Origin of the sequence: Gimesia chilikensis, from assembly GCF_007744075.1 — a bacterium.
In the GTDB taxonomy this organism is placed as follows: Bacteria; Planctomycetota; Planctomycetia; order Planctomycetales; family Planctomycetaceae; genus Gimesia; species Gimesia chilikensis_A.
In genome coordinates this window covers 5,184,235-5,209,809 of record NZ_CP036266.1, presented here as the reverse complement: position 1 = coordinate 5,209,809, position 25,575 = coordinate 5,184,235, and the positions used below count along the sequence as shown (strand labels likewise).

Below are 25,575 nucleotides of genomic sequence, written 5' to 3'. Positions count from 1 at the left end.
CATACCTGTATATTCTTTGACCACTATCCAATCCAATACGAGTAAAAACACTATGAAGAGCCTCAAGAGATTATTTGGCCGCAACTCTACTCGCAAATTCAAGCGTCGTTTACCTTTTCGGATGTCTCGTCCGATTGGATATGCCAGCCACGTAGAGCGTCTGGAAGACCGGACCCTGCTGGCGAGCAACATCCTGGCGTCGCTGGAGAGTTCAGTAAACCAGCCAAATGATTCGACTGAACTGCTGCTGACGGTTGGTGCTGGCAGCTCGCCCACTTTGGGATTTGAGGTTCATGCCTCTCCCGGCTCTGCATTCAATCCGGCTGCGGTCCAGATTCTGGATGCGAACACCAATGCCGTGGTGCCGTTGCAACTGGCTGAACACGATCATGCTGGCACGTCCAGCTCACTGGTCCTGGCCACACTGGCTCCTGGTGACTACTCGATCTTCGTCCAGGGACAGACAGCAGCCACTGGTAATTTCACTATCGACATCTTCATGCCGGGTGACTCTGACGGCAGTGGCTCTGTCAGTGATACAGAATATCAGCAGGCGCTGGCTGCCTCTTACCAGCATCTGTTTGGGTTCAATCATTTCACCTCTCAGATGATTATGTCAATGGGTCTGGATCCTACCCAGAATTATTACTCTGAAGAGCAGGACGGTGACAAAGATGGTGACATCGACAACTACGACCTGCAGATGATGAACAACAACCGCAACGTACCTGCGGTGCAACTGGAACTGATTGGGGACCAGGATGCGCCGGCTGTAGTAGCCGGCCTGCAGACGGATTCCGGAGTTTCCAATTCGGACGGCATCACCAACGATCTGACGATTGTCGGTACCGTTTCTGACGAAAGCCTGATTACCCAGTTCAAAGTCGCCCTGGATGGGGGCAGCTTTGTGGATATCTTCGGGCAACTCTCCGGCGGTGCCAATGGGGGAACCTTCACGTTAACCCGTGGCTGGCTGGAAGCCAACCTGAATGGTGGTGGTTCGCTGGAAGGGGGCACGCACACGCTGCACTTCATGACTGTGGATGAACATGCCAATGTCAGTCCGGCTGGTGCCTTCGATGTCAATTTTGAACTGGATACGATTGCACCTACCACAGCGACTCCGATCGGGAACCAGACACTCAACGAAGATTTCGGCAGCTTCAACCTGGGCCCCTTCACTGATTTCTTTAATCAGAACGGTGGAACCCCGCTCAGCTACAGTGTTGATTCCATTACCAATGCCATTGTCAATTTTGATTTCGCCACAAACGAACTCATTTTGACTTCCCGGCAGGATGTAAGTGGGTCGGCGGATATTGTGATTCGAGCTATTGACGTCGCCGGGAATACCGTGCTGTCGAATACCTTTACTGTCACGGTCAACGCAGTGAACGATGCCCCGGTTGCCGTAGACGACAGTTTCAGCACCGATGAAGATACCCTGCTTAATGGTGCCAGCAATGTACTGGTTGCAAATCCTGCAACTGCTGATTCCGATGTCGAGAATGATACGCTGACCGTAACAGAAGTGAACGGTTCCTCTGTAGATATTGGAAATGAGATTACGATCGGCGCAGGTGGAAAACTGACACTCGAGTCAGATGGCAGTTTCTCGTTTGATCCAGCCGGAGTCTACAATTATCTGGCTGTCGGTGAGACTGCGACCGAAACCTTTACCTACAAGATCAGCGATGGTAACGGCGGCACGGATACGGCATCGGTGACCATTACCATTCATGGCGTGAACGATGCACCCGTTGCTCAGGATGATGACTTTACGATCACTCAAAACGAAACACTGAATATGAATCACCACAGTGTGATCAACAGTAACGGCAATGGTGCGGACTACGATCCTGATACGAGCGACAGTATTGAGGTAACGGCCGTCAATGGTAGCGCAGCCAATGTGGGTAATGAGGTTGTGCTGGCTTCCGGTGCATCGTTGACACTGTTCAGCGGTGGGTTTATTTCTTATCAACCCAATGGGGTGTTTGACTATCTGGCTCTAGGTGAGACCGCGACCGAAACCTTTACCTACACCCTCAGCGATGGAAACGGCGGCACCGATACCGCGACCGTGACAATCACCATTACCGGTGTGAATGATGATCCTGTCGCCAATCCCAATACAATTCTGACGGCAGGCGCAGATGAAGATAATCCTGTAAGCGCTCCCGCCGGGGCGATTTTTGAATTTGCCACTGATGCGGAAGACGATTCCCTGCTGATAACGGAAATTAATGGCGCTGTCGGGAATGTGGGGGCTACAATTTCCATCGGACTCGGAGGGTTGCTGACTGCGAATGCAGACGGCAGTTTCACCTTTGACCCGAACGATAGCTATGACTTTCTAGCCGTTGGTGAATCTTACGACGAAGCATTTACGTATAAAATCTCCGATGGCAACGGTGGTACGGATGGAGGCACCTACACCATCAGGATTCATGGCATTAACGACGCCCCGATCGCAGAAGATGATGGATTTACGACAAATGAAGACACTCCGACCAGCGGTGATCTGTTCGCCGATAATGGCAGTGGTGTGGACAGCGACGTTGAAGGCCAGATTTTCACTGTGACCAGCGTCAATGACGCGGGGACGATCGGAATCGTCTCGGTTAATCCAGACGGTACCTTCACCTACAACCCGGACGGCCAGTTCGAATACCTGGCCGACGGCGAATCCGCGACCGATACGTTTACCTATACGATCGAGGATTCTCAGGGGGGTACGGATACTGCGACCGTGACAGTCACAATCACCGGTGTGAATGATGCTCCTGTCTCTGTTGATGATGACGTGACCACCGATGAGGATACGGCACTGAACGGCGATGTGTTCGCTGATAATGGAAACGGTGTTGACAGTGATGTTGAAAGTCAGGCCTTCACTGTGACCAGTTTCGATGATTCGTTGACTACCGGTAGTGTGGTGGTTAATGCGAACGGAACATTTACCTATGATCCGAATGGCCAGTTCGATTATCTGGCTGTTGGAGAATCTGCAAGTGACAGCTTTACCTACACAATCGAGGATGCCCAGGGAGGCACAAGTACTGCAACCGTCAACATCACCATTACCGGTGTGAACGATGATCCGACTGTCAGTGCCGCAGTCTCAACGACCGCGACTGAAGACGATGTCAGCTTCAGCCTGAATCTGCTGACGAATGCCAGCGATGTCGATACGACCGATGTGCTCAACGTGAGTAACCTGGTACTGGACAGCGGCGACGACAGTGGCATCACGGTTAACGGTAACTCACTGGACATTGATCCGAGTGCCTACAACTACCTGGCCGTCGGTGAATCTGCCGTGATTACTTACACCTATAACGTAATCGATGGTGAAGGGGGCTCCGTTGCCCAGACTGCCACTATTACAATTACGGGTGTGAACGATGCTCCTGCCGTGAGTGCCGCCGTCACGACAACTGCCACAGAAGACGAGGGTAGCTTCAGCCTGAATCTACTGACGAACGCCAGTGATCCAGATACGACCGATGTGTTGAACGTCAGTGGTCTTTCATTGGATAGCGGCGACGACAGTGGCATCACGATCAACGGGAATTCACTGGACATTGATCCGAGTGCCTACAACTATCTGGCCGTCGGTGAATCTGCCGTGATTGTCTACTCCTATGACATTATTGATGGCGAAGGAGGCACGGTTCCTCAGACCGCCACGATTACAATTACGGGTGTGAACGATGCTCCTGCAGTCAGTGCAGCCGTCTCAACGACCGCAACGGAAGACGACGGTACCTTTAGCCTGGACCTGCTGACGAACGCCAGTGATCCAGATACGACCGATGTGTTGAATGTCAGTGGTCTTACACTGGACAGCGGTGATGACAGCGGAATCACGGTTAACGGTAACTCTCTGGACATTGATCCGAGTGCCTACAACTATCTGGCCGTTGGTGAATCTGCCGTGATTACTTACAGCTACAACGTAATCGATGGTGAAGGGGGCTCCGTTGCCCAGACTGCCACGATTACAATTACCGGTGTGAACGACGCTCCTGCAGTGAGTGCCGCGGTCACGACAACTGCGACAGAGGACGATCTCAGCTTCAGCCTGGATCTGCTGACGAACGCCAGTGATCCAGATACGACCGATGTGTTGAACGTCAGTGGTCTTTCATTGGATAGCGGCGACGATAGTGGCATTACGATCAACGGGAATTCACTGGACATTGATCCGAGTGCCTACAACTACCTGGCCGTCGGTGAATCTGCCGTGATTACTTACAGCTACAACGTCATTGATGGTGAAGGGGGCTCCGTTGCCCAGACTGCCACGATTACAATTACCGGTGTGAACGACGCTCCTGCCGTGAGTGCCGCCGTCACGACAACTGCGACGGAAGACGACGGTACCTCCAGCCTGGATCTACTGACGAATGCCAGCGATCCGGATACGACCGATGTGTTGAACGTCAGTGGTCTTACTCTGGACAGTGGCGATGCCAGCGGCATCACGGTTAACGGTAACTCTCTGGACATTGATCCGAGTGCCTACAACTATCTGGCCGTTGGTGAATCTGCCGTGATTACTTACAGCTACAACGTAATCGATGGCGAAGGGGGCTCAGTAGCTCAGACCGCTACAGTGACAATTACCGGTGTGAACGACGCTCCTGTTGCTCAAGATGACGCTGTGGATGTCAACAAAGAGCAGGTCTTTAGTGGTAATGTCTTCGCGAACAACGGCAGTGGCGTCGATAGCGATCCTGATACCAGTGACACCTTTGATGTCAGTGAGGTCAATGGCGAGTCAACGGATGTTGGTACGGAAGTGACGCTGGGATCTGGTGCTCTGTTGACTTTGAATGCTGATGGTACCTTTACCTATGATCCGAACGGTCAGTTCGATTATCTGACTGGCTTGGCCACCGCGACCGATTCTTTCGATTACAAAATTGACGACGGTAACGGCGGTGTCGATGTCGCTACGGTGACACTGACCATTTCAGCCAACCAGGCCCCAATCGCCAATATTGATCTCGTGGCAACCAACGAAGATACCGAACTCCTGAACATCGACGTTCTGGCTAACGACACAGACCCGGATGGTGACGACAGTAACCTGACTGTTTTCGGTCTGCCCAGCATGACCTCCAATGGTGGTGCGGCACTGACTCTGAACCTCGATGGTACCATCAACTACGATCCTTCGGTCGCCTACAATTATCTGTCCGTGGGGCAGCTAGCCGTTGATACTTTCACCTACACTGTAGAGGATGAACGTGGCGGCTTCGCTACCGGAACCGTACAGGTAACCGTGACCGGTGTGAACGATGCTCCTACAGTGAGTGCTCCTGTCGTCTCGACCAGTAACGAAGATGCTGGCGGTTTCAGTGTTAACCTGCTGGACAATGCCAATGATGTCGATACGAACGATACGCTGGCGATCCAGAATCTGGTACAGACCAATGCAGGCAATGTCGGCGGGATTACCCCCAGCGGTACATCGCTGAGTGTTGACCCGAGCTTCTACAGCTACCTGTCTGTCGGTGAATCCGAAGTAATTACTTATAGTTATGAGGTGATCGATGGCAACGGCGGTATAGTATCACAGACCGTCTCGATAACCATTGACGGAAGGAATGATGCTCCGATCGTTTCGATGGGAGTTGAGTCTATTCCGACAGAAGATGATGGTGTCTATGCACTCAACCTGCTGTCGCATGCGAGTGATATCGATCAGAGCGATACGCTGGTGGTCGCTAATCTGACTAAGACCAGCGGTGATGACAGCGGAATTGTTGTCAACGGAAACCTGCTCCAGATTACCCCCAATGCCTACAACAGCCTGGCAGCCGGGGAAACCGCCGTCATCGAGTACTCTTATAATGTGATCGACGGCAACGGTGGTTCAGTCGCTCAGACTGCTACCATCACCGTCCTGGGTGTGAATGATGATCCGACTGCAACGATTCTGACCATCACCTCAGCGGTGACTGAAGATGACGGTAGCTACAGCATTGATCTGCTGCAGAATGTCAGCGATGACGATACTACAGACGTCCTGTCGGCTACTAACATAGTCAAGTTCAGCGGTAACAATGTTGGTATCACCGTGAACGGTAACTCGCTCGACATCGATCCGAGTGCTTACGGCTATCTGGCTGCTGGTGAAGATGCCGTCATTGTGTACCATTACGATGTGACAGATAGTAATGGCGGCACGGTTCAACTGATTGCCTCTATTACCATCTCTGGTGCGAACGATGCTCCGGTAGCCGCTCCTGATGCCTTTGGCACAAATGAGGATACTGTCCTCAATGGGGGAAATGTCCTGGATGATAACGGCAGTGGAGCCGACAGTGACATCGATGCAAGCAACACAATCTCCGTAACGGGGATCAGTGATGGTGGTGGAACCGGTTCTGTGGGCAGTGCGTTTACGCTCGTCTCTGGTGCCGTGGTCACACTGCAGTCAGACGGAACCTTTAGCTATGATCCCAATAATTCCTTTGAAGATCTGGCAGTAGATGAAACCGTTACGGATTCATTCACCTACACCCTCAGCGATGGAACGGCAACTGATACGGCAACTGTGACAATCACTATTACAGGTGTGAATGATCCTCCAGTGGCTGCTGCTGACGAATTTTCCACAACTCAGGATTTCGCTCTCACTGGCGAAAATCTCTTCGATGACAACTCAAACGGTGAAGATACTGATATCGATTTCAGCGATGTATTGACCGTAATTGGCATCGGCCAGGGTGTGAATACGGGGACTGTGGGCAGCGGGTTCACGCTTGCCTCAGGTGCGGTTGTGACAGTGCTGGCTGACGGTACTTTCGACTACGATCCGAATGGAGCCTTCGATTACCTGGGGGCCACCGAGTCTGCCAGCGATACATTCACTTATATCATCAGCGACGGTAACGGCGGGACCGATTCCGCGACCGTAACGGTATTCATCTATGGTCTGAATGATCCACCGGAAGCGGTCGCTGATGCTGTGACTACCAACGAAGATACAACTCTGCCGGATGGCGATGTTTTCATCGACAATGGTAGTGGCGTAGACAGCGATGTAGATACAAACGACACACTGACTGTTGTCGGTGTCAGTGAAGGCGGTAATACCGGCAGCATCGGCAGCGGATTTACGCTTGCTTCCGGAGCCATCGTCACGATGCAGGCAGATGGGAAGTTCAGTTACAATCCCAATAATTCATTCGAATATCTGGCTGATGGCGAATCGACAACCGATTCCTTCACCTACACCATCAGCGATGGGACTGTAACCGATACCGCTACGGTCACCATTACCATCGATGGTGTTAATGATGATCCTGTTGCCGTTCACGACAGAGTGACCACCGATGAAGATACAACTCTCGTCGGAGCCGATGTCTTTGTCGATAATAACTTCGGTGTGGACAGTGACGTTGATGGAAGTGATATCCTGACTGTAATTGGCGTCAGCCAGGGGATGACAACCGGCAGCATTGGCAGCGGATTTACGCTTGCTTCCGGAGCCATCGTGACCATGCAGTCGAATGGTACGTTTACTTACAATCCGAATGGGGCATTTGAGTCCCTGGCGGTCGGTGAAACAGCAACCGATTCCTTTACCTACACGATCAGTGACGGCAATGGCGGGACCGATTCCGCCTCGGTCGATATTCAGATCGATGGCGTGAATGATGCTCCCGTTATCAGTGCAGCGGTAACTTCTACCAGCACGGAAGATGATGGCAGCGTGAACGTGGATCTGCTGACCAATACCACCGATGTGGATACAAGCGATACGCTCTCTGTGATCAACCTGTTGAAAACCAACGCCGGAAACGATGGCGGCATTACAATGACCACGGCTTCGAGCTGGGACATTGATACAAGCTTCTACGGCTATCTGGCTGCCGGGGAATCTGAAGTGATTACCTACAGCTACGATATCACCGACAACAACGGGGAAACGGTTTCCCAGACGCTGACCATCACCATCAATGGTGTCAATGATGATCCCGTTGCCCAGAATGATGCGTTCCAGACAGATGAGGAAACGACCCTGACTGGCGTGAACGTCTTCTCTGATAATGGTAGTGGTGTCGATGCCGATGGCGATGCTAGTGACTCGTTCACCGTGACCGGCGTCAATCAGGGAGGCAGTGTCGGAAGCGTCGGCGGTGCCTTCATGCTCTCTTCAGGTGCGGCTGTTACGATTCAATCGACCGGTGCCTTAGAGTACGATCCGAATGGTGCGTTCAATTATCTCGCGGACGGTGAGTCAGCCACTGAAACATTCACTTATACCATCACTGATGAAGAAGGTGGTACCAGCACGGCAACGGTTACGGTGACCATTACTGGTGTGAATGACCCGGTCGTTGCAGAAGACGACGCGGTTTCGACCACCAAAAATAATTCATTGAACTTTGATGTGCGTGTTGATAACGGATCGGGAGCCGATTCTGATCCCGATACCAGCGATATCCTGACCGTAACAGAACTGGATAACCTGGATGGAACCCAGGCAACTACGATCACGACCACCAAAGGGGCGATCGTCACCATCGAAGCCAATGGAACGATTACTTATGATCCGAACAATGCCTTTAATCACCTGACGACACCTCAGATGAGTGAAACGGATACGTTCTCTTATACCATCGACGATGGAAACGGTTCGACAGATACCGCCACGGTGACCGTAACCGTGACCGGTTCGAATGAACCATTGGTTCTGTCAACGCCTCTTCCAGACCTGATTCGCGATGGTTTGACCGAAGAAATTATCAACCTGGATAATTTCTTCAGTGATGGAGACGCCGGTGACACGATCAGCTACAGTGTCAGCGCATCACTCGAAAACGATGATCCGTTGCCCAGTGGTTTCTGGACTAACAACGGTCTCATCTTTATCTCTGGAAATGAGCTGCACATCCAATACACGACCTACAGTGTCTCTCAGGTGCGTCAGCCCGTGAAGATTACTGTGACAGCGACTTCCAGCGATGGCGTTTCAGCTCAGGTTGTAGACGACTTCCTCGTCACACCTGATCCTGCCGGAACGGCTGAGATCCGTCTGATCGCCCGTCCGACGGCTTCTGAAGGACGTGACTTTACCTACTTCCGTGCGTCTCAGACATTAGAGACATTGGACTCAGGTAAAGGGGCTGGTGTCTTTAACCTGACCAATGGTTTGCAGGATCTGAACTATACCATTTCGCTAAGCGACTATAACAATGCCGTTGGTCCTGATCCGATCGTCAACGTGGACACCGATCTGACTGCCGTACGAGTTATTGATACGTCGAATTCGGATGCGGTTCTGTTTACGATTTATCATGCAACTTTAGCGGATGATAATCCTGATTTCGACCTGACAGAAGACATTCTGACGGGGACCTGGGCTGCCAGTGATCCAATTGGGTTGACCAGTGCTATCATCGATAAGTTGTACAATGGTGATTTGGCGATTCAGGTAGAGCTGACTGGCGGAGTGAAAAGCAAACTCTCCGGCAACAATATTCAGGTCTCACCTGAGGTCGACAATGTAGGAGCCTTACCGTCCGAGCAGACGAGCTACTACACCGGACAGGATTACGTTGTGGAAATCTGGGTCAGCGACCAGTTGAGCCAGCTGCTGTCAGGTGCGGACGCTCCCGGCTTCCTGGGGGTCGATGTGACCCTGAACTGGGAAGGTGCCGGCAATATTCCTGAAGGTTTACGCGGCGTCGCTACCGATGGTGCCAGTGCTTTCACCTTCGTGCCAGGTGTCGGTCTGACCGATAACGAAAACAATGTGATTCTGGATTTCAATGGTATCGGTTTCACACTGGGGGTTGGTGCCGAAGGCAGCTACTCACGTGTCGGTTACGGGGAATTCAAGGCCTTTGATGTGACCGATGGAACCCCGATCAACTATTCGATCACGCTGTCTGAGAACTCGCTGTCCAGCAGCGGCGGTATCATCCATCCGAGTCAGATTTCTGTTGTAGAAACGAATGTGACTCAGGATCAGTCGTATCAGTTCAATGTGCAGACTGACCAGAGTAACATTTCCATTTCCGGATCTGTTACCAGTGGTGGTGAAACAACCAACCTGACCCCGCAGAATGTGGGGCTGGATGGCACCAGTCTGAGCGGTCGAGTCAATGTTGTGCTGGATGACCTCGATAATCCGACCAACGTTCAGATCGTGGATTCCTATGCTGAAGTCAATCCGTCGGGACTGGCAAATCCAGCACGGGGAGCGACTGGCGATCTGACGAATTTCGATCTGGCGGACTTTGGTCTGCAAGGCAGCCTGTTTGGTGGTGAACTGAATCTGGCTATCCGGGATGCCATCGCATCGATGTTCTCCAGCCAGCAGGCTCTGTCAGGTGGATTATTCAACATCACCGATACATGGACCCTGGATTACGGCCAGATTGATTCCTACATTGCTTTTGCTGGTGGGGCCTTCATCACCGGGCGTAATTCGGAATCGACAACTGGTCTGGATATGGTCTTCTTTAATCCAGGGGGAACGCCTCCCGCAGGCTTGAGTTCCTGGACCAATGCCGAACTGACTGAAAGCGGTGGCGTTTACACGCTGGTCGTACCTATCAGCCGGACGATGACATTTGTTGATTCGACGGGGGCAGAGATTACGCTGAACTTCACTGGTTCGATCACCTCCACATTCGAGAAAGATCAATCCGACAAGTTCGGTGATACGATCGGAACCGCGGAAGAAACAGGTCTGTCATCTGCCAGCCAGGGAACTGTGGTTTACCAGGGAGCAATTAACGAAGTCGCTGCCAACCTGGATAATCCGCTGGCTGATCCGGATGGACCCAATGTCGATAAGGACCTGTTTGCCGACGTGGATATGTTCCATGTGCAGTTGAATGCAGGTGACACGGTAACCGTTGATATCGACGGCGGCATGTTCTTCACCGGGCTGGACAGCGTGATCCGCATCTTTGATGCAACAGGTACACAGGTGGCTTTCTCGGACAACGATCTCGCTCCGGATGAGTTCCTGGTCAAATATGGGGAGAAAGACTCCTATGTGACCTTCACCAACAATACCGGTAGTGCGGGCGAATTCTATATCGGCGTCAGTGCTTTCAACGCCGCCTATAATGCCGTGACATCCTACGATCCGACCACCACGGCCGGTCGGGATTCGGCCAGCAATTCGAGTGTCGACATTGATGTCTTCGATGGCGGGAGCTACGACCTGACGATTACCGTCAGTGCGGGAGCACCTCCGTTACACGGGACTCAATCGATCTCGACCGATCAGACTCTGACGGAAGGATCCACGGTTGATATGGTCGTCGTGCGGAATCAGACAGACATCGATTCCACCGGCCATGTCAGTTCGTTGCCCGCCAGCGATACCTGGATCGACGAGTGGAGCTCTTTCTGGGTTGAAATCTATGTGGAAACAGCCGATGCGGATGCAATTCTGAACGCGGTTGCGGATCTGAATTACAACACCAACTTCTTTACGGCAACCGAAATTGAATTTGGTAGTGCCTTCGCAGGCGACGGTGGAGCGATCATCGACGATGCCAACGGTGTCGTAACCGGCATCAACGGGACCTCCACTCAGGAACGTGTAGGGAGCATGAAGAAAGCTCTGCTGGCCCGGGTTAAATTTGAATCGCTCGAACAGGATGATGTCTCGATCGACTTCGAAGATAAATTCATCGGCCCGCATGCACTGGGACTTTCGTTAACCAATGTTGGCGTCGGATTGTCAGAGGGTGCTGAAACCAATGTGGTTATCGGAGATGCACCGGAAACGGATCTGTGGGCGATCGCCTACGATGTCAACGACGATGACATCATCAATTTCCGTGACCTGATGATTCTGGCCTCCGTCTACGGTGACAACGTTCTGGATACGAATTCACCTTATGTCTGGGCTCTCGATGCCGACAAGAGTGGTACCGTTAACTACAAAGACCTCACGTTCTTTGCCACTAACTACGGTGTCTCGAAGGGGGGAAATCGCGATGTGATCTACCCGTCGAACTTCCTGCAACGCTGGTATGGTAAGACCACCAACATCAGTGGTGACTCTTCGATCGATCAGGTAATGGATACGGCACTGAGCATCTGGCAGGACGCTTTGGGAATGGATGAGCCTCTGGATATCCAGCTGGTGATCACCGACCTGGGCGGCACTCAACTGGGTGAAGGCCAGATCACCGCTGTCGACGAGCAGGGCCGACCTGTCGCGGGGATTGTGACACTGGACGACGATGCCGCCGGCCTGGGCTGGTACTCTGACATCTCGACAACTGCCTTTGGTGGTGGCGAGCTGGAAGGGGGCGTGTCTTACACGGCTGACATCAATTCCGATGCGGCGGGTCATTACGACCTGTTAACCGTGCTGTTGCATGAAATCGGTCACGTTGCCGGCTTCACAGATACTTATGCACCATTCGAAAGCCACATTCAGGTGGGCGTAGGTGGTACGCTGAGCTTCGTCGGCAACGGATTTGAAGCAACGCTGACAGACGATGGCCTGCACCTGGATGATTCGGTACATGACGGCGACGTCATGAACGCGACACTGGATCCGGGTGTGCGGAAACTGCCTTCGATTCTGGATGCATTGATTCTGCAGACCGCTCATGAGACGGCTGCGTCTGGCGACTTCGAGATTCTGGTGGGCGTCAACGCTCCGCTGATGGCAAATCTGCCTCTGACAGGCAGCGATGAAACTGTTCTGCCTGAAGCAATCCAGCCGCTGGCTCCCCTGGTAGAACTGGCTCAGGTCAGCTTCGACGCCACTGGAAGCCAGAGTGACCCTGCAGGCTCGAATCTGCCTGTGATCTGGAATCAGGTCTGGAACACTCTGAATCAGCTCTCCCAGGGAGCAGATCCAGCTGAACTGGATCTGACACTGCTGGAAGGTCTGAATGAAGAATTCGTTCAGTCGCTGCGGGAACACGGCCTGTCGATTATCGAGTCCGGCGAGATTCTGGGTCACGAATTGAGTGAGCTGGATCCTGCCGACTGGCAGCTGACAGGACTGGACCAGAATGGAGATGGCGACTTTGATGCAGTCTTCTCAAACTGGGCAGGTCCCATACTTTAAATCGCTAATTCACTGAATTTAAATTCAGCAGGCTCTGATATGTGACGTATGATGACATATCAGGGCCTTTTTTCTTAAGTGCAACGACAACTGGCTGTTGTAGGGAAGATAGGTGATTGAGTTGCTTTTTGACAACATACAGTAATTTTCGTCAGGGTCGATGCCCTGTCTCGTAAGAGTTTGAAAGACTTAGGTTTCTGTTCTTGAATAGTGAACAGGCCGATGTTATGTTTCAGGTGTCTTGAGGGAACTCGGGACGAACTGATCTTTTTTTACCGGGATGAACTGCCTGTTACCGCAGGCGCTCTTCGTCTCCGGTCCGTACAGGTCCCATATCCGGAACCAATAACTTCTTCAGATTTTGTAACATTGAGGAGAAATCAAGCGTGAGTGCTAAGAAAGATGACAAACCAGCTGAAGCAACACCAGAACCAGCTGCAGAACAGGCTCAGGCCCCGGCTCAGCAGCAGCAGCAGGTCAAGGTTAATGATGCAAATGTCATTGCCAGCTATGCCAATTTCTGTCGCGTTTCCAGTACTCCAGAAGAGTTGATTCTGGACCTGGGACTGAACCCGCAGCCACTGGATCCCGCCAACACTGAAATCACCGTGGGACAGCGGATCATTCTGAATCACTACACAGCCAAGCGTCTGTTGAGTGCTCTCTCAATGGCTCTGCAGCGGCATGAGCAGGCCTTCGGTGTTCTGGAAACAGACATCCGGAAACGCGTCGTGCGTCAGCAGCAGACCTAGTCTCTTGATGACAGCCTGAGTTTCTCAGGCCGCGATCTTCTGAACCGGCCCGTTACCTGGTGTAACGGAGCCGGTTTTTTACTGCAATGTCGGGCCGCAGGGGCGGGGCTTTGCATCCATTCGTCAGGTGACTGATATTCTGGTTTTTCCTGAAAAATTGAATAAAAGACTGGCAGCGGTTGAGTAGGAAAGCGTATGGCAGTTTGCTAACTTTATTTATGATACTGCAAGAGGTCTGGAGTGAGGCGCTTTCAATCTCAGATCTTATAGGATATCGTAGAAGTAGTATCTTTTCGAAACCGTAACTGCGACAGAACTCCTGCTCTTTCAGGTTTCCTGAGATGCAGGAGGCGTATGTCGGTTGTTCTTAATTACAGCCCGGAGAGGGCAGAATGTTAGATAAACCAGATCCCGCTTCGTCTTACCATGACGGCAACGGGCAGAGCGACGTTTCGCTGCCCGACGATTTAATTAACGAATTAAGCTCGGAATCGTTAACCTTCGTAGAAGACCTCTACACGAGCTATCTGGAGTCACCCAGTTCGGTGAGCGAGGAATGGCGAAATTATTTTGCCAGGTTCCCCCAGAAGTCAGCCCGTAAACGCAAGCCGGGTTTCGGTCCCACATTCAAACGTCATTCGATGTTCAATCCGCCGTCACCCGTCCGGAATGAGGCCGTCGATCGCCAGACAATGAAGATCGCCGACCGGCAGGAACGTCTGGACCAGTTGATCCGTAACTATCGCGTGCGGGGACACATTCTGGCGTCGCTCGATCCGTTGGGGAAAAAGCGGGCAACACCGGCTGAACTGATGCCCGAGTTTTACGATTTCTCCGAGCGGGATTACGACCGGGTCTTTTCGACCTCCACTTTTGGTGGTCCGAAACAGCGAACGCTGCGGGAAATGATTCAGTGGCTGAAAAACACCTACTGCCGGTCGATCGGTGCGCAGTTCATGCACATCGACAGTCTGCGGGTTCGTGAGTGGTTGCAGACCCGAATGGAAAGTACAGCGAACTTCCTCAAGTTCGAGCGTCCCGAAGCGCTGCGGATTCTGCGTCGACTGACCGACGCCGTCGGCTTTGAAGAATTCATTCAGAAAAAGTATGTCGGCCTGAAGAGCTTCTCGCTGGAAGGGGCAGAAAGTCTGATTCCACTGCTCGACCTGGCGATTGAAAAAGCAGGTGAGCAGGGGGTCGATGAAATCGTATTCGGTATGGCCCACCGCGGTCGTTTGAACGTGCTGACCAATATCATGGGCAAAAAGCCTCGTGAGATTTTCCGCGAATACGAAGATTCGGTTCCAGAAATGAGCGTGGGACGCGGCGACGTGAAATACCACCTGGGTTACAGCTCGGACTGGATGACCGAATCCGGACACAACGTCCACCTGACGCTCTGTTTCAACCCGAGCCACCTGGAATTCGTGAACCCGGTTGCCATGGGACGTATGCGGGCCAAACAGGATCGCTGGCACAACATTGACCGGACCAAGGGGATGGTGCTGCTGATTCACGGTGACGCCGCGTTTGCCGGCGAAGGCGTGGTGCAGGAAAGCCTGAACCTGAGCGAACTGCGGGGTTACCGCACGGGGGGAACGATTCACGTTGTCGTGAATAACCAGATCGGTTTCACCACCGACCCCGCTCAGAGCCGCTCTTCGACCTACGCGACCGATGTGGCCAAGATGCTGCAGATTCCAATCTTCCACGTCAACGGTGAAGATCCGGAAGCAGTCGCCCAGGTTGTCCGTCTGGCGATGGACTTCCGCAAAGAATTCCATCGGGATGTGGTCATCGACATGTACTGCTATCGTCGTCGTGGGCATAACGAAGGGGATGAGCCTTCATTCACTCAGCCTCTGATGTATGATGTGATCGACAAGCGGCCGTCTGTCCGCGACAGCTTCCTGCAGCGGATGCTGGAACGAAAGTCGGTCACCGAGGAAGATGCCGACCGGTTACAGGAAGAAAGTGTTTCCCATCTGGAAGCCGAACTGGCGGCAGCCCGGGTCGAGAATTATCCTCATAAGGTCGAACTGCCCGGCGGGATCTGGACCGGTTATCGGGGCGGAAAAGAACTGCCCGCGGATCAGATCGATACCGGAGTTCCCGAGGAGAGTCTCTCTAATTTGCTGTTGAAGCAGACCGAACTGCCCGATGGTTTTACGCCGCACAAGAAAATCAAACGCTTGCTGCAGATCCGAAAGGATATGGCCGCAGGAGAGCGGAAGCTGGACTGGGGAACGGCAGAAGCCCTGGCATTCGCGTCATTGCTGACCGAAGGTTACCGGATTCGCGTCAGCGGTCAGGATGCACAGCGTGGTACTTTCAGCCATCGTCATGCCGTACTGCACGACGTGAAGACCGGTAAAAAGTACACACCGCTCAAGCACCTGGTTTCAGGGCAGGGCACCGTCGAGATTGTGAACAGCCCGCTTTCCGAAGCAGGGGTTTTAGGTTTCGACTATGGCTACAGCCTGGACTGTCCCGATGGTCTGATTATCTGGGAAGCCCAGTTTGGCGATTTCGTCAACGCGGCTCAGGTCATCATCGACCAGTTTATTGTCAGTGCAGAAGACAAGTGGCAACGCTACAGCGGCATGGTCATGCTGCTGCCTCACGGGTTTGAAGGTCAGGGACCGGAACATTCCAGTGCCCGCTTCGAGCGTTTCCTGCAACTGGCGGCGGAAAGTAATATTCAGATTGCGGTACCGACTACGCCGGACCAGTTCTTCCATCTGCTCAGACGTCAGGTCATCCGCAAGTGGCGTAAGCCTCTGATCGTAATGACTCCCAAGAGTCTGCTCCGACATCGCGATGCGGTTTCCAGTTTCAGTTCGCTGACCTCTGGTTCCTACATGAAGGTGATCGGCGATACGAGCGATCTGAATCCGCAGAAAGTAAAACGGATTCTGCTGTGTACCGGGAAGATCTATTATGATCTGAACGAACGCCGTCGTCAGACCGAACGTGACGATGTGGCCATCGTGCGAATCGAGCAGCTTTATCCAGTGCCTCATGAAGATCTGGAAGCAGCCCTGGCACCCTATCCGGAAGGAACCCCGGTTTACTGGGTTCAGGAAGAACCGGAAAACATGGGCGCCTGGCGATTCATTTACTGCCGATTCAAAGGAAACCTGTTTGGGCGCCATCCGCTGCACGGGGTTTATCGTCCCGCGAGTGCCAGCCCGGCAACAGGCTCCGGTCGCAGCCATCAGTTCGAACAGGAAATGCTGCTTACAGAAAGTTTCCGGGACGACTCTTAGTCCCGGAGACTATCTCCGTTTGAGTTCAGCGATGACTTCCGCCAGGTGAAAATGGTGTTTGCCCAGTTTGCCGCCGTAGTTACCCGCTGTGATCTGCAGCAGTCCCGGTAACTGGGTGGCTGCCTGCAGCCCGTCGCACATCGCCTGTTGAACGTCGTCGAACGTTTCGCCGTCGATGACGATTTCATAGACGCAGCCTGTACCTTCGGGGAGATCAGAGTTGGTCTCGGCGCGGAGGGTCGGGCAGTAGGCGTCGTTCGTACTGGCTTTGAGCGCAGAATATTTCGAACCGACCTTACTGCCGCTGCGGACAATGCCTCCCGGGAAAGGGAGGATGACATTGTCAACGGCTTGCATGGCGGTAACAGCCGCTTCGGTTGCGAGCAGACCCGCAGACTGGTTCGTCGCGCAGATCAGCAGGTTGCCCCCGGCGACTCCTTTGAAGGAGCCGACGCGATCTTCGCAGACGAATTCGCCATCCATGACGGGAATTCTCCAGAGGCGGCGATCCTCCCATTTCTTTGAAATCTGAAACCCATCCCCAAAGAAGCGGAGCTGTTTTCCTAAAGCCAGAGCTTTTTCGGGATCTGTTACCGGGATGCCGGCGTAGCAGGCAGTGGTGGGACAGGTCAGGATGCACTGACCCACGCGATTGGTGACTGCTTTCTCAAGTGCAGAGCGGCTGAAGGCGAAGAACATCAGGCTGACGCCGGGACGTCCATCGGGGCTCTCTTCAGGGGAGAGGAACTTTTCGACACCGGCTTCGGCATCACAGGCGATGACACTGGTGGCGTAACCGGTGACTTCGGTTGCCGCGATCCGGACCCAGGATTCGGAGATCGCGGTCACAATAATGCGGGTTCCGACCGTGGTGAATGCTTCTGCAAATGTGTCGCAGACGGGAACGTCGTTCCATGCCAGTTCTGGTTGAGTATTCAAGTTCGTGCCCGGACGCTGATAAAAACTGTGTTGTCCAATAAATCCTGCCCCTGATTATGGCGGATCGGGCGCAAAATTCAAAGGCTCAGCGTTCCTGAGTCGGAGTCGGGCTTCCCTGGATCTGCAGTTCCATCTGAATCAGCTTGGGAACACTTTTCGCCTGCATTTTTTTCATGATCTTGGCGCGGTGGGCTTCGACCGTCTTAAAGCTGACATTCAACTTCTCTGCAATTTCGCGGCTGGAGAAACCCGAGACGACATATTTCATAACTTCATTTTCGCGCCGGGTAAGTGTCGCTTTGCGTTCCACGAGTTCTTTGTTCTGCTCTCGATTCGCCTTGTTTTGGATATCGCGTTCAATGCCTTTCTGGATGTAATCCAGCAGAACCTGGTCGCTGACCGGCTTTTCCAGGAAATCAACGGCTCCCGCTTTCATGGCACGGACAGCCATGGGAACATCTCCGTAACCGGAGACGATGATGACAGGAATGTCGTAGCCCCGTTCCCTGAGTTTCTCCTGCAGTTCGAGACCACTCATACCGGGGATGCGGACATCGAGCACCAGGCAGCCGGGGTGATCGGGAGAATAACTTTCCAGAAATTCGCTGGCGAGTTCATGGGTTTGAACTTTGAGCCCGACCGATTCAATCAGCCAGCGGAGTGATTTGCGAATTGCCGGGTCGTCATCGACGACAAATACGGTTGCTTCCTGTTGGATTGTCATAGCTTCAGCCACCACCACTGTTATCTCCATTTACTAAGGGAAGCTCGATGAAAAAGCTCGTACCCTGTTTATTGCGACGGGGGTAAAGTTTCCCCCCGTGAGCTTCGACAATGGTCTGGCTGATGGACAAACCAACGCCGAGGCCTTTTTGTTTAGTTGTGTAGAATGTTTCGAAGATAGAATTTTCTTCGCCTTTTTTCAAACCTATTCCGCTGTCGGTCACGCAAATAACAAGATTATCGTTGATGTGAAGATCCGATTCTATCAGCAGTTTCCGTTGTTCGGGCGGCAGTTCGGACATGGCTTCTATCGCATTCAGCAGCAGATTCACGAGTACCTGTTCCAGCTGGATCGCATCACCGACGGTTCGCAGTGGTTTGGGGCTCAATTCCAGTTGCAGGCTGATAAAGTTCCGCTGAATCTCATGCTGGAGCAGGGCGATCGAATTTTCGATGACCAGGTTGATATCGAGGATCTTCTGCTCGACTTCACTTTTCTGCACGTGACGCCGCAGGCGTTTGATGGTTTCGCTGGCCCGCTGGGCCTGACGCGACATTTCCTCGAGTGGTTCGATCAGATCATCGAGTGAAGTAATGCCCGAACGAATCCGGCGGATGCAGCCGTTGGTATAATTATTGATGGCGGCCAGCGGCTGGTTGAGTTCATGCGACAGTTCGGCAGCGAGTTCGCCCATCGTCGACAGACGAGAGAGGTGTGCCAGTTCTGCGCGGCGACGGACCAGCTCCTGTTCGGCCAGTTTCTGGTGTGTAATGTCGGTGGCGATGACCATGGCTGCGATGGTAATCCCGCCACTGACCATTGCTCCGATACGACAGGAATAGATGTATTTCTGGCCTGAGGATGAGACGCCTTCGGTTTCCATCTCCTGTGGTTTTCCGGTCTGGAACACCTGTTTGAGTATCGTTCTGGCTTTCTGGATGTCCCCGGCAGGCAGAAATTGATAGATGGAGGATCCGATGATTTCTTCCATGGCCCGGTCAGCGAGCGGATGGTTGAGATACAGGATTGTGCCATCGATGTCGAGGGTGAGGATGGTGTCCGGGGCGTTGGTTACGAGCGAACGCCAGCGGGCCTCGGTCTGTTGCAATGCCCGATAGAGGCGATTGCGTTTGGTGTATTCTTCATTGAGACTGGCGTGAGCCTGCTGCAGCTCTGCTGTGCGTGCAGCGACGCGGGCTTCCAGGTTTTCGTTGAGTTTTTCGAGTTCATCAAGGGCCGCCCGTTCGCGGGTTACATCTTTCACGCAGGAGAGCAGAAAGGTTTCGCCGCGGAAATAAATCTGGACCGCTGAGAGCATGGTGCAGAGCCGGGTTCCGTTGGGAATGATAAAATCGAAGTACAGCTCGCGGGCGGTTCCTTCGCTTTTGACCTGCTCAATCATTTCACGACGCGTTTCTTTACTGGGCCAGAAACCGATATCGAACGCGCTTTTTCCCAGGATTTCTTCCCGCGTGCATTGCAGGGCCGTCAAAAAGTTCTCGTTGACTTCGATAAAGATACCGGTGTCGATTTCCGTAATACACATCGCGATCGGATTGACCTGGAAGATGGTACTGAAACGTTCCTCGGAACGCCGCAGCTCTTCCTGTGAGGCTATTTTTTCGGAGATATCGACGGCGACCGAGAGAAAACCGGCGATCTCCTGCTGGTCGTTGTAGAGAGGCGTGTATTCTACGTCGAGGGTCTGCTCACCGACTGTTCTGACATGGCGCTGTTTTTCGCCGTGCAAGGTCCGCTGGAACAGATCGATCAGTTCCGGGTCGTCTGCAAATTCAGCGAAGATTGATTTCCCGACCCATTCGCCGGGTTCAAAACCGAGCCTGGTGAGTCCGCCTCCTTCGGAGAGGGTGACGATTCCCTGGCTATCGACGGCTGAAATGATAAAAGGGGTGATCGAGAGGATTTTACGGAGCAACTGATGGCTGTCGTCCGAAAGTTTTTCCAGGAAATCGGGAGTCTGAATTTCGGGGAATGTCTCTGACAGCAGACGAGAGGTCAGACTGGTTTGATCCTGAGGTCTGGTTTGATCCACGATTCACCTCTCACTTCCCCTTTTCTGATCTCAGCGGCGGCGGAGCGCGAACGGGGCGTCTGGATATCGTTTTGGAAGTGATTTCAACAGTACCGGCGAAACAGGAATTCAGCAGCACAGCAGCGGAACTCAGACAGATTCACCAACGACAATGTTACCCTGACAGGGGATCGACTGTCAAACTGCGGTCGCTGTCCCCCTGACGAGACCTGTGTTTCCGCGGTTAAGTGGGGGGAAGATCGAAATTCTGTCCCGGTGTATTATCGGAACTGTTAAGCCGTTCATGGTCGGTAATATCATATTTGAGCGGCGTCACCGTCACATAACCTTCCGAGAGCTCTTTAATATCGGTACCTGCTTCGAGCTGGTGGTTGATAATGGGATCAAGGCCACTCCAGAAGTAGGGACGCCCGCGGGGATCGATGCGTTTTTCCATCACATCAAAGTGGCGTTTGACGCCCAGGGAGGTCCATTTGACGCCGCAGGGCCATTCGGGTCTGGTTTCGGGAAAGTTGATGTTCCATAGACGGTCAGCGGATGTCTCCTGCTGCGCCATTAACTGACGGATGATGGGGATGCTCTGTTCGGCCCAGCGATCGTAATCCGGTTTGACATCATTCGAGAAGCTGCTTGCAGCGGAGACGGCAATCGAGGGGATCCCTGCGAAGGCACCTTCGATGGCGCCCGCGACCGTCCCGGAGTAAAGTACATTGATGCCGACATTCGAACCGGAGTTGATGCCGCTGACGATCAGATCTGGTTTTTGTGAGCAGAACTCGAGTATGCCGAGTTTGACGCAGTCCGCGGGACTGCCGGCGACTGCCCAGCCCCAATGCTTTTCTCCCTCGAATTCCTGATGTATCATCAAGGGGTGCAGATAAGTGATGCTCAAGCCGACGCCACTCTGTTCAGCGAGGGGGGCGACGACTTCCACGTCTCCCAGTTGTGTGAGTGCGGCTCTCAGGCTCCGCAGACCCGGGGCATGAATACCATCGTCATTGGTTAACAGGATTTGCACGAAACTACCTCGACTCTCTATGAAAACAGGTTTGACGGCTCCCCGAGAGGAAGCCGTTCCCTTGAATGTTTGCGTCAGACACGTCGAATTTTATTTTAGCCGAAGGGACGATTTTATGACACCACGCAGACTGTTTGCGGTCATTCCTGCCGCAGGACACAGCCGGCGGATGGGTACGCATAAGCTGCTGCTTTCCCTGGGCGGAAAGACGGTCATTCAGCGGCTGATCCACGGTTTGGCGACTCCCTGGATCACCCGCACGGTCATCGTGGCCCGCGGTGGAGATGAGGCGTTGGCGGCGCACCTTGCAGGAGAGAATGTGGAACTGGTGCAACCGGAGGTCGATCCGCCTGATATGAAAGCCAGTGTGCAGGCGGGACTGCAGTGGATTGAAACGCACTATGCACCCACCGAAGAGGACAGCTGGCTGCTCATTCCCGCCGACCATCCGGTGCTTAAACGGACGCTGATTGAGCGGCTGTGCGAAGTCTGGTCGCAGAGTGATGCGCGGATTCTGATTCCTTCCTTTGAAGGGAAGAAAGGGCACCCCGCATTTTTTCGCTGGTCGGTCGCGCAAGAGGTCTTTCAACTGGGAGCCGCGCAGGGAATCAATGCACTCTGGAAAGAGGGGAGTGCCGCGCCGGTGCTCTGGGAATGCGACGATCCGGAGATATTAATTGACCTGGATACCCCCGCCGATCTGGAAGCGGTTCGCGCGCGTTATGCGTCCGATTTTGAATGATCAACGCGTTTTGATATCTACATGTGATGGGGTGTAAGGCGTCTTAAGCTGGTTTGGCGTGTGGTTTTCATGACACATGTTGAGTGATGGCAGTCGTTTAAGCAGCGCTGATGTTGCATTTGTGAAACTTTGCAGGTGATAACGATTATAAACAGCGCTGCCAATCGACCTCTTGACTAAAGGGCGATATCACCCTTTTTTCCTCAAGTTGCCAAAGCTATTTGTTCTATGCTTGAGTGCTAAATAGAACAACCCGCTGTGATTTTGGTTTTTCCATACGGGACGTCAGCTTTTGATTTGCATCTTTTTTCAGGTGATGTCAATAATGCAGGCAGTCATGTATGAAATGAAAAATCGGAAAACGCACGCTTTCATCATGTGACGAACTTTTTTGGAGGGGGAAATAATGAGAAAAACACTGGCCCTGGCATTCGCCGCTGTGGCGATGCTGGCTGTCAACGATTCCGCACAAGCCTGCAGGTATTTTGGCGCAGCGAGCTACAACTGCTGTCCGACCACTGCCTGCCAGCCGACTGCCTGTTACACTGCTTGCCGAGTCGAGCGGAAAACATGCTATCGGACCGAGTACGATCAGGTTATGGAACCTCAACAGTACACGGCTTATCGTACGGAATACGAGACAGTTTACGAAGACAAACAGCAAACCTGTTATCGTATGGTCAACGAAACGGTCTATCGCGATGTCGAATATACGGTCCAGAAGCCCGTATACGAGACTGCAGAACGCGAAGAGCGTTACACCGTGCGACGTCCCATCGTTGAAACTGCGTACCGTGACTGCAGCTACCAGGTGCAGAAACCGGTCTGGGAAACACATGAGCGAGAGTGCCGTCGGACTGTAATGCGTCCGGTTGTCGAAACCATCGAACAGGAATGCCGCCAGACGGTCATGCGTCCTGTGACGGAGACGATCAACCAGGAGCGTTGCTACACCGTCATGAAGCCTGTGACCACCTACCGGACGGTGCATCGTATGCAGGGAGTCTGGGAAACCCGTCAGGTTCAGAAACCAGGACGTTGTCGTCCCTGCTGGACCACCGACGCCTGTGGTATTCCCCGGATGACCATGGTTCAGGTTCCCGGCAAAACTCATTGCCGCAAGGTCTGGAGACTGCGCCGCGTTGCCTGTCAGGTACCCTGCACACAGTATGTGCCTCAGGTTGTCCGTCAGAACTGCCCGGTTCAGGTTACCCGTTACGTTCCCGAAGTGGTCGTCAACAAGGTACCTGTGAAGGTCTGCAAAATGGTTCCTGAAGTCGTTGTGACCAAGGTACCTTACCGGACCTGCCGCTGGGTAACGGAAACCGTTGCTCAGAAGGTTCCGTACAAAACCTGCCGCTGGGTCTGTGAAGAAAAAGTACGTAAAGTACCCGTACAGACCTGCCGCATGGTATCGGAAAAATGCACCCGCAAAGTGGCTGAATGCGTCACTCGCAAAGTGCCTTACACTGTAAACCACCGTGTTGCCCGCTGCGTACCCAAACAGGTACCAGTCACCTGCACACGTTATGTTGCCAAGTGTGTGGCCCGCAAGGTGCCTTACGAAGTCTGCACGATGGTGCCTACCACCGTCTGCCCGACCACTTCGGCCTGCTCGACCGGAAACTGCGACCTGTCTCCTGCTCCCCAGACCCGGGGGTCAAACAAGCCGCTCGCTCCGACTCCCGAGCCGGAACCCGAAGCAAATCCGAAATCCGCTCCTGCTAAACCACAGGTTTCAGCTTAAGTGGTCTGACGATTCCCAAGTGTTGTGAACGCACAAAGGCAGGTTTCATCCGAAACCTGCCTTTTTTCATTGCTGCAGACTGCTGCTGCCCCGTTTCATTAAATTCCTGTCCTCTTCAGGCGGTACCGCTCTCTCGATCTTTGCTTGACAATATGTTCACTGCAAGATAGTATGGTAATGGCCCTGACATAAAGGGGACTGCAGAAATCATTCAGTCGACTTCAAGACCAGCAAGTGGGAGCAGAACATGGCCATGGCGTCTTATTTCTTCGTTGGTTCCGCTGATGAGGCTAAACGCAATGATGGTCTGGAGGAGGGACCAGCAGACCGGCGCGCCGAGTTCTACCGCGTACATGGTACCGCTTTGAAGCCCTTGCATGAGCAGCTTACGGGGCAGGCCTGCCCAAGCTTCGAACCAGCGGCTATGAGCGAGGATTACGATCAGCTTACATTCATCTTTCCCGAGTCTTTGGTGAAAGCGCTGGCCAACGTAGAAGCACACGACATGACGGCGGTGATTGAGACTTGGAAGGAAACCAGCGAAGTTCCCTATGATAACGACCAGGATCTTCAGGATCTGCTTGCAGCTCTGTGCCGGCTCTCAAAGCTTGCCCTGGAGCGTGAAGAAGATCTCTATCTCTGGAATTGTCTTTGAAAGAGCGAGCCGGTGGTTTCCATCTCATTGAGATTCGAATCAGGCACGAATGTCAGTGTGATTCTCTCTGAGTTCAAATAATAAAACAGAGGCAGGTCTCTTTCGAAACCTGCCTCTGTTTTTGTTGGTATTCGGCGTGTGTGACTGGAGGACTGTTTTGCTTACCAGCCTTCAGTTCCCACATAGGCGGTACCGGTGACCAGGTCACAGGTGGTATTCAGGTCGCAGTCATCATACGAATCCTGAAATGAGCTGCCAGCCACATAGCTTTTGGTTTTACCGTCGCAGCTGGCTTTGAAACCGGTGAAGCAGTAGGACTGGTTCAAAGCTCCAATCGCATTCGATACGTCATTGAGCTCTGTGTTTACAGCCACAGCGACTTCGCTCAGTCCAACAATCATCGCCAGGACGGCAATGGTTAAGACCAAGACTAATTCGGCTGAAATGATGAAACCGGCTTCATCATTGTACAAACGGTGCATTACGCGCAACATGAGAGAGTCCCCTTAACTTTGGTAGTGTGCGCTGTCCCGACTTGCGATCATGAACAGCTATGTGAGAGAGATTGATTGTGAGAGAGTATTTTCTTTCAGCAGAG

Annotated in this window: 11 protein-coding genes; 6 read left to right on the top strand and 5 right to left on the bottom strand. The window is 53.0% G+C overall.

The window, feature by feature from the left end; all coding sequences use genetic code 11:
- Positions 1-121: 121 nt before the first annotated feature.
- The 3 genes from HG66A1_RS19675 to HG66A1_RS19665 all read left to right on the top strand — a co-directional run bounded on the left by HG66A1_RS19675 (position 122) and on the right by HG66A1_RS19665 (position 17,099).
- The gene (locus HG66A1_RS19675) at positions 122-13,078 is read left to right on the top strand and encodes an Ig-like domain-containing protein (RefSeq protein WP_197996693.1); all 12,957 of its coding nucleotides are present in this window, start codon (positions 122-124) and stop codon (positions 13,076-13,078) included.
- A gap of 386 nt (positions 13,079-13,464) precedes the next feature.
- Complete coding sequence (locus tag HG66A1_RS19670; protein ID WP_145187838.1) at positions 13,465-13,830, top strand: DUF3467 domain-containing protein; 366 nt, start codon at positions 13,465-13,467, stop codon at positions 13,828-13,830.
- 392 nt (positions 13,831-14,222) lie between these two features.
- The gene (locus tag HG66A1_RS19665) at positions 14,223-17,099 is read left to right on the top strand and encodes a 2-oxoglutarate dehydrogenase E1 component (protein WP_145187836.1); all 2,877 of its coding nucleotides are present in this window, start codon (positions 14,223-14,225) and stop codon (positions 17,097-17,099) included.
- Positions 17,100-17,108: 9 nt separating this feature from the next.
- On the opposite strand, the gene fhcD is transcribed toward HG66A1_RS19665, so the two are convergent.
- From fhcD to surE, 4 genes are all read right to left on the bottom strand, one after another.
- The gene (gene fhcD / locus HG66A1_RS19660) at positions 17,109-18,038 is read right to left on the bottom strand and encodes a formylmethanofuran--tetrahydromethanopterin N-formyltransferase (RefSeq protein ID WP_145187833.1); all 930 of its coding nucleotides are present in this window, start codon (positions 18,036-18,038) and stop codon (positions 17,109-17,111) included.
- Positions 18,039-18,123: 85 nt separating this feature from the next.
- A complete protein-coding gene (locus tag HG66A1_RS19655; RefSeq protein ID WP_232101983.1) occupies positions 18,124-18,762 on the bottom strand; it encodes a response regulator transcription factor in 639 nt (212 codons plus the stop codon).
- A gap of 4 nt (positions 18,763-18,766) precedes the next feature.
- Entirely contained in the window at positions 18,767-20,815 is a 2,049-nt protein-coding gene (locus tag HG66A1_RS19650) for a PAS domain-containing sensor histidine kinase (RefSeq protein ID WP_145187830.1), read from the bottom strand.
- Between the two features lie 223 nt (positions 20,816-21,038).
- Positions 21,039-21,833 carry a 5'/3'-nucleotidase SurE gene (gene surE / locus HG66A1_RS19645; RefSeq protein ID WP_145187827.1) on the bottom strand — a complete coding sequence of 265 codons (795 nt, stop codon included), beginning with the start codon at positions 21,831-21,833 and terminating at the stop codon, positions 21,039-21,041.
- Positions 21,834-21,948: 115 nt separating this feature from the next.
- Between surE and HG66A1_RS19640 the strand changes: the two genes are divergently transcribed.
- The 3 genes from HG66A1_RS19640 to HG66A1_RS19630 all read left to right on the top strand — a co-directional run bounded on the left by HG66A1_RS19640 (position 21,949) and on the right by HG66A1_RS19630 (position 24,977).
- Positions 21,949-22,575, top strand: a complete 627-nt coding sequence (locus tag HG66A1_RS19640; protein WP_197996692.1) for an NTP transferase domain-containing protein — start codon at positions 21,949-21,951, stop codon at positions 22,573-22,575.
- A 406-nt stretch (positions 22,576-22,981) separates the two neighbouring features.
- A complete protein-coding gene (locus tag HG66A1_RS19635; RefSeq protein WP_145187821.1) occupies positions 22,982-24,322 on the top strand; it encodes a hypothetical protein in 1,341 nt (446 codons plus the stop codon).
- A gap of 247 nt (positions 24,323-24,569) precedes the next feature.
- Complete coding sequence (locus tag HG66A1_RS19630; RefSeq protein ID WP_145187818.1) at positions 24,570-24,977, top strand: hypothetical protein; 408 nt, start codon at positions 24,570-24,572, stop codon at positions 24,975-24,977.
- A gap of 161 nt (positions 24,978-25,138) precedes the next feature.
- On the opposite strand, the gene HG66A1_RS19625 is transcribed toward HG66A1_RS19630, so the two are convergent.
- A complete protein-coding gene (locus tag HG66A1_RS19625) occupies positions 25,139-25,471 on the bottom strand; it encodes a hypothetical protein (RefSeq protein ID WP_145187815.1) in 333 nt (110 codons plus the stop codon).
- Positions 25,472-25,575: the final 104 nt, after the last annotated feature.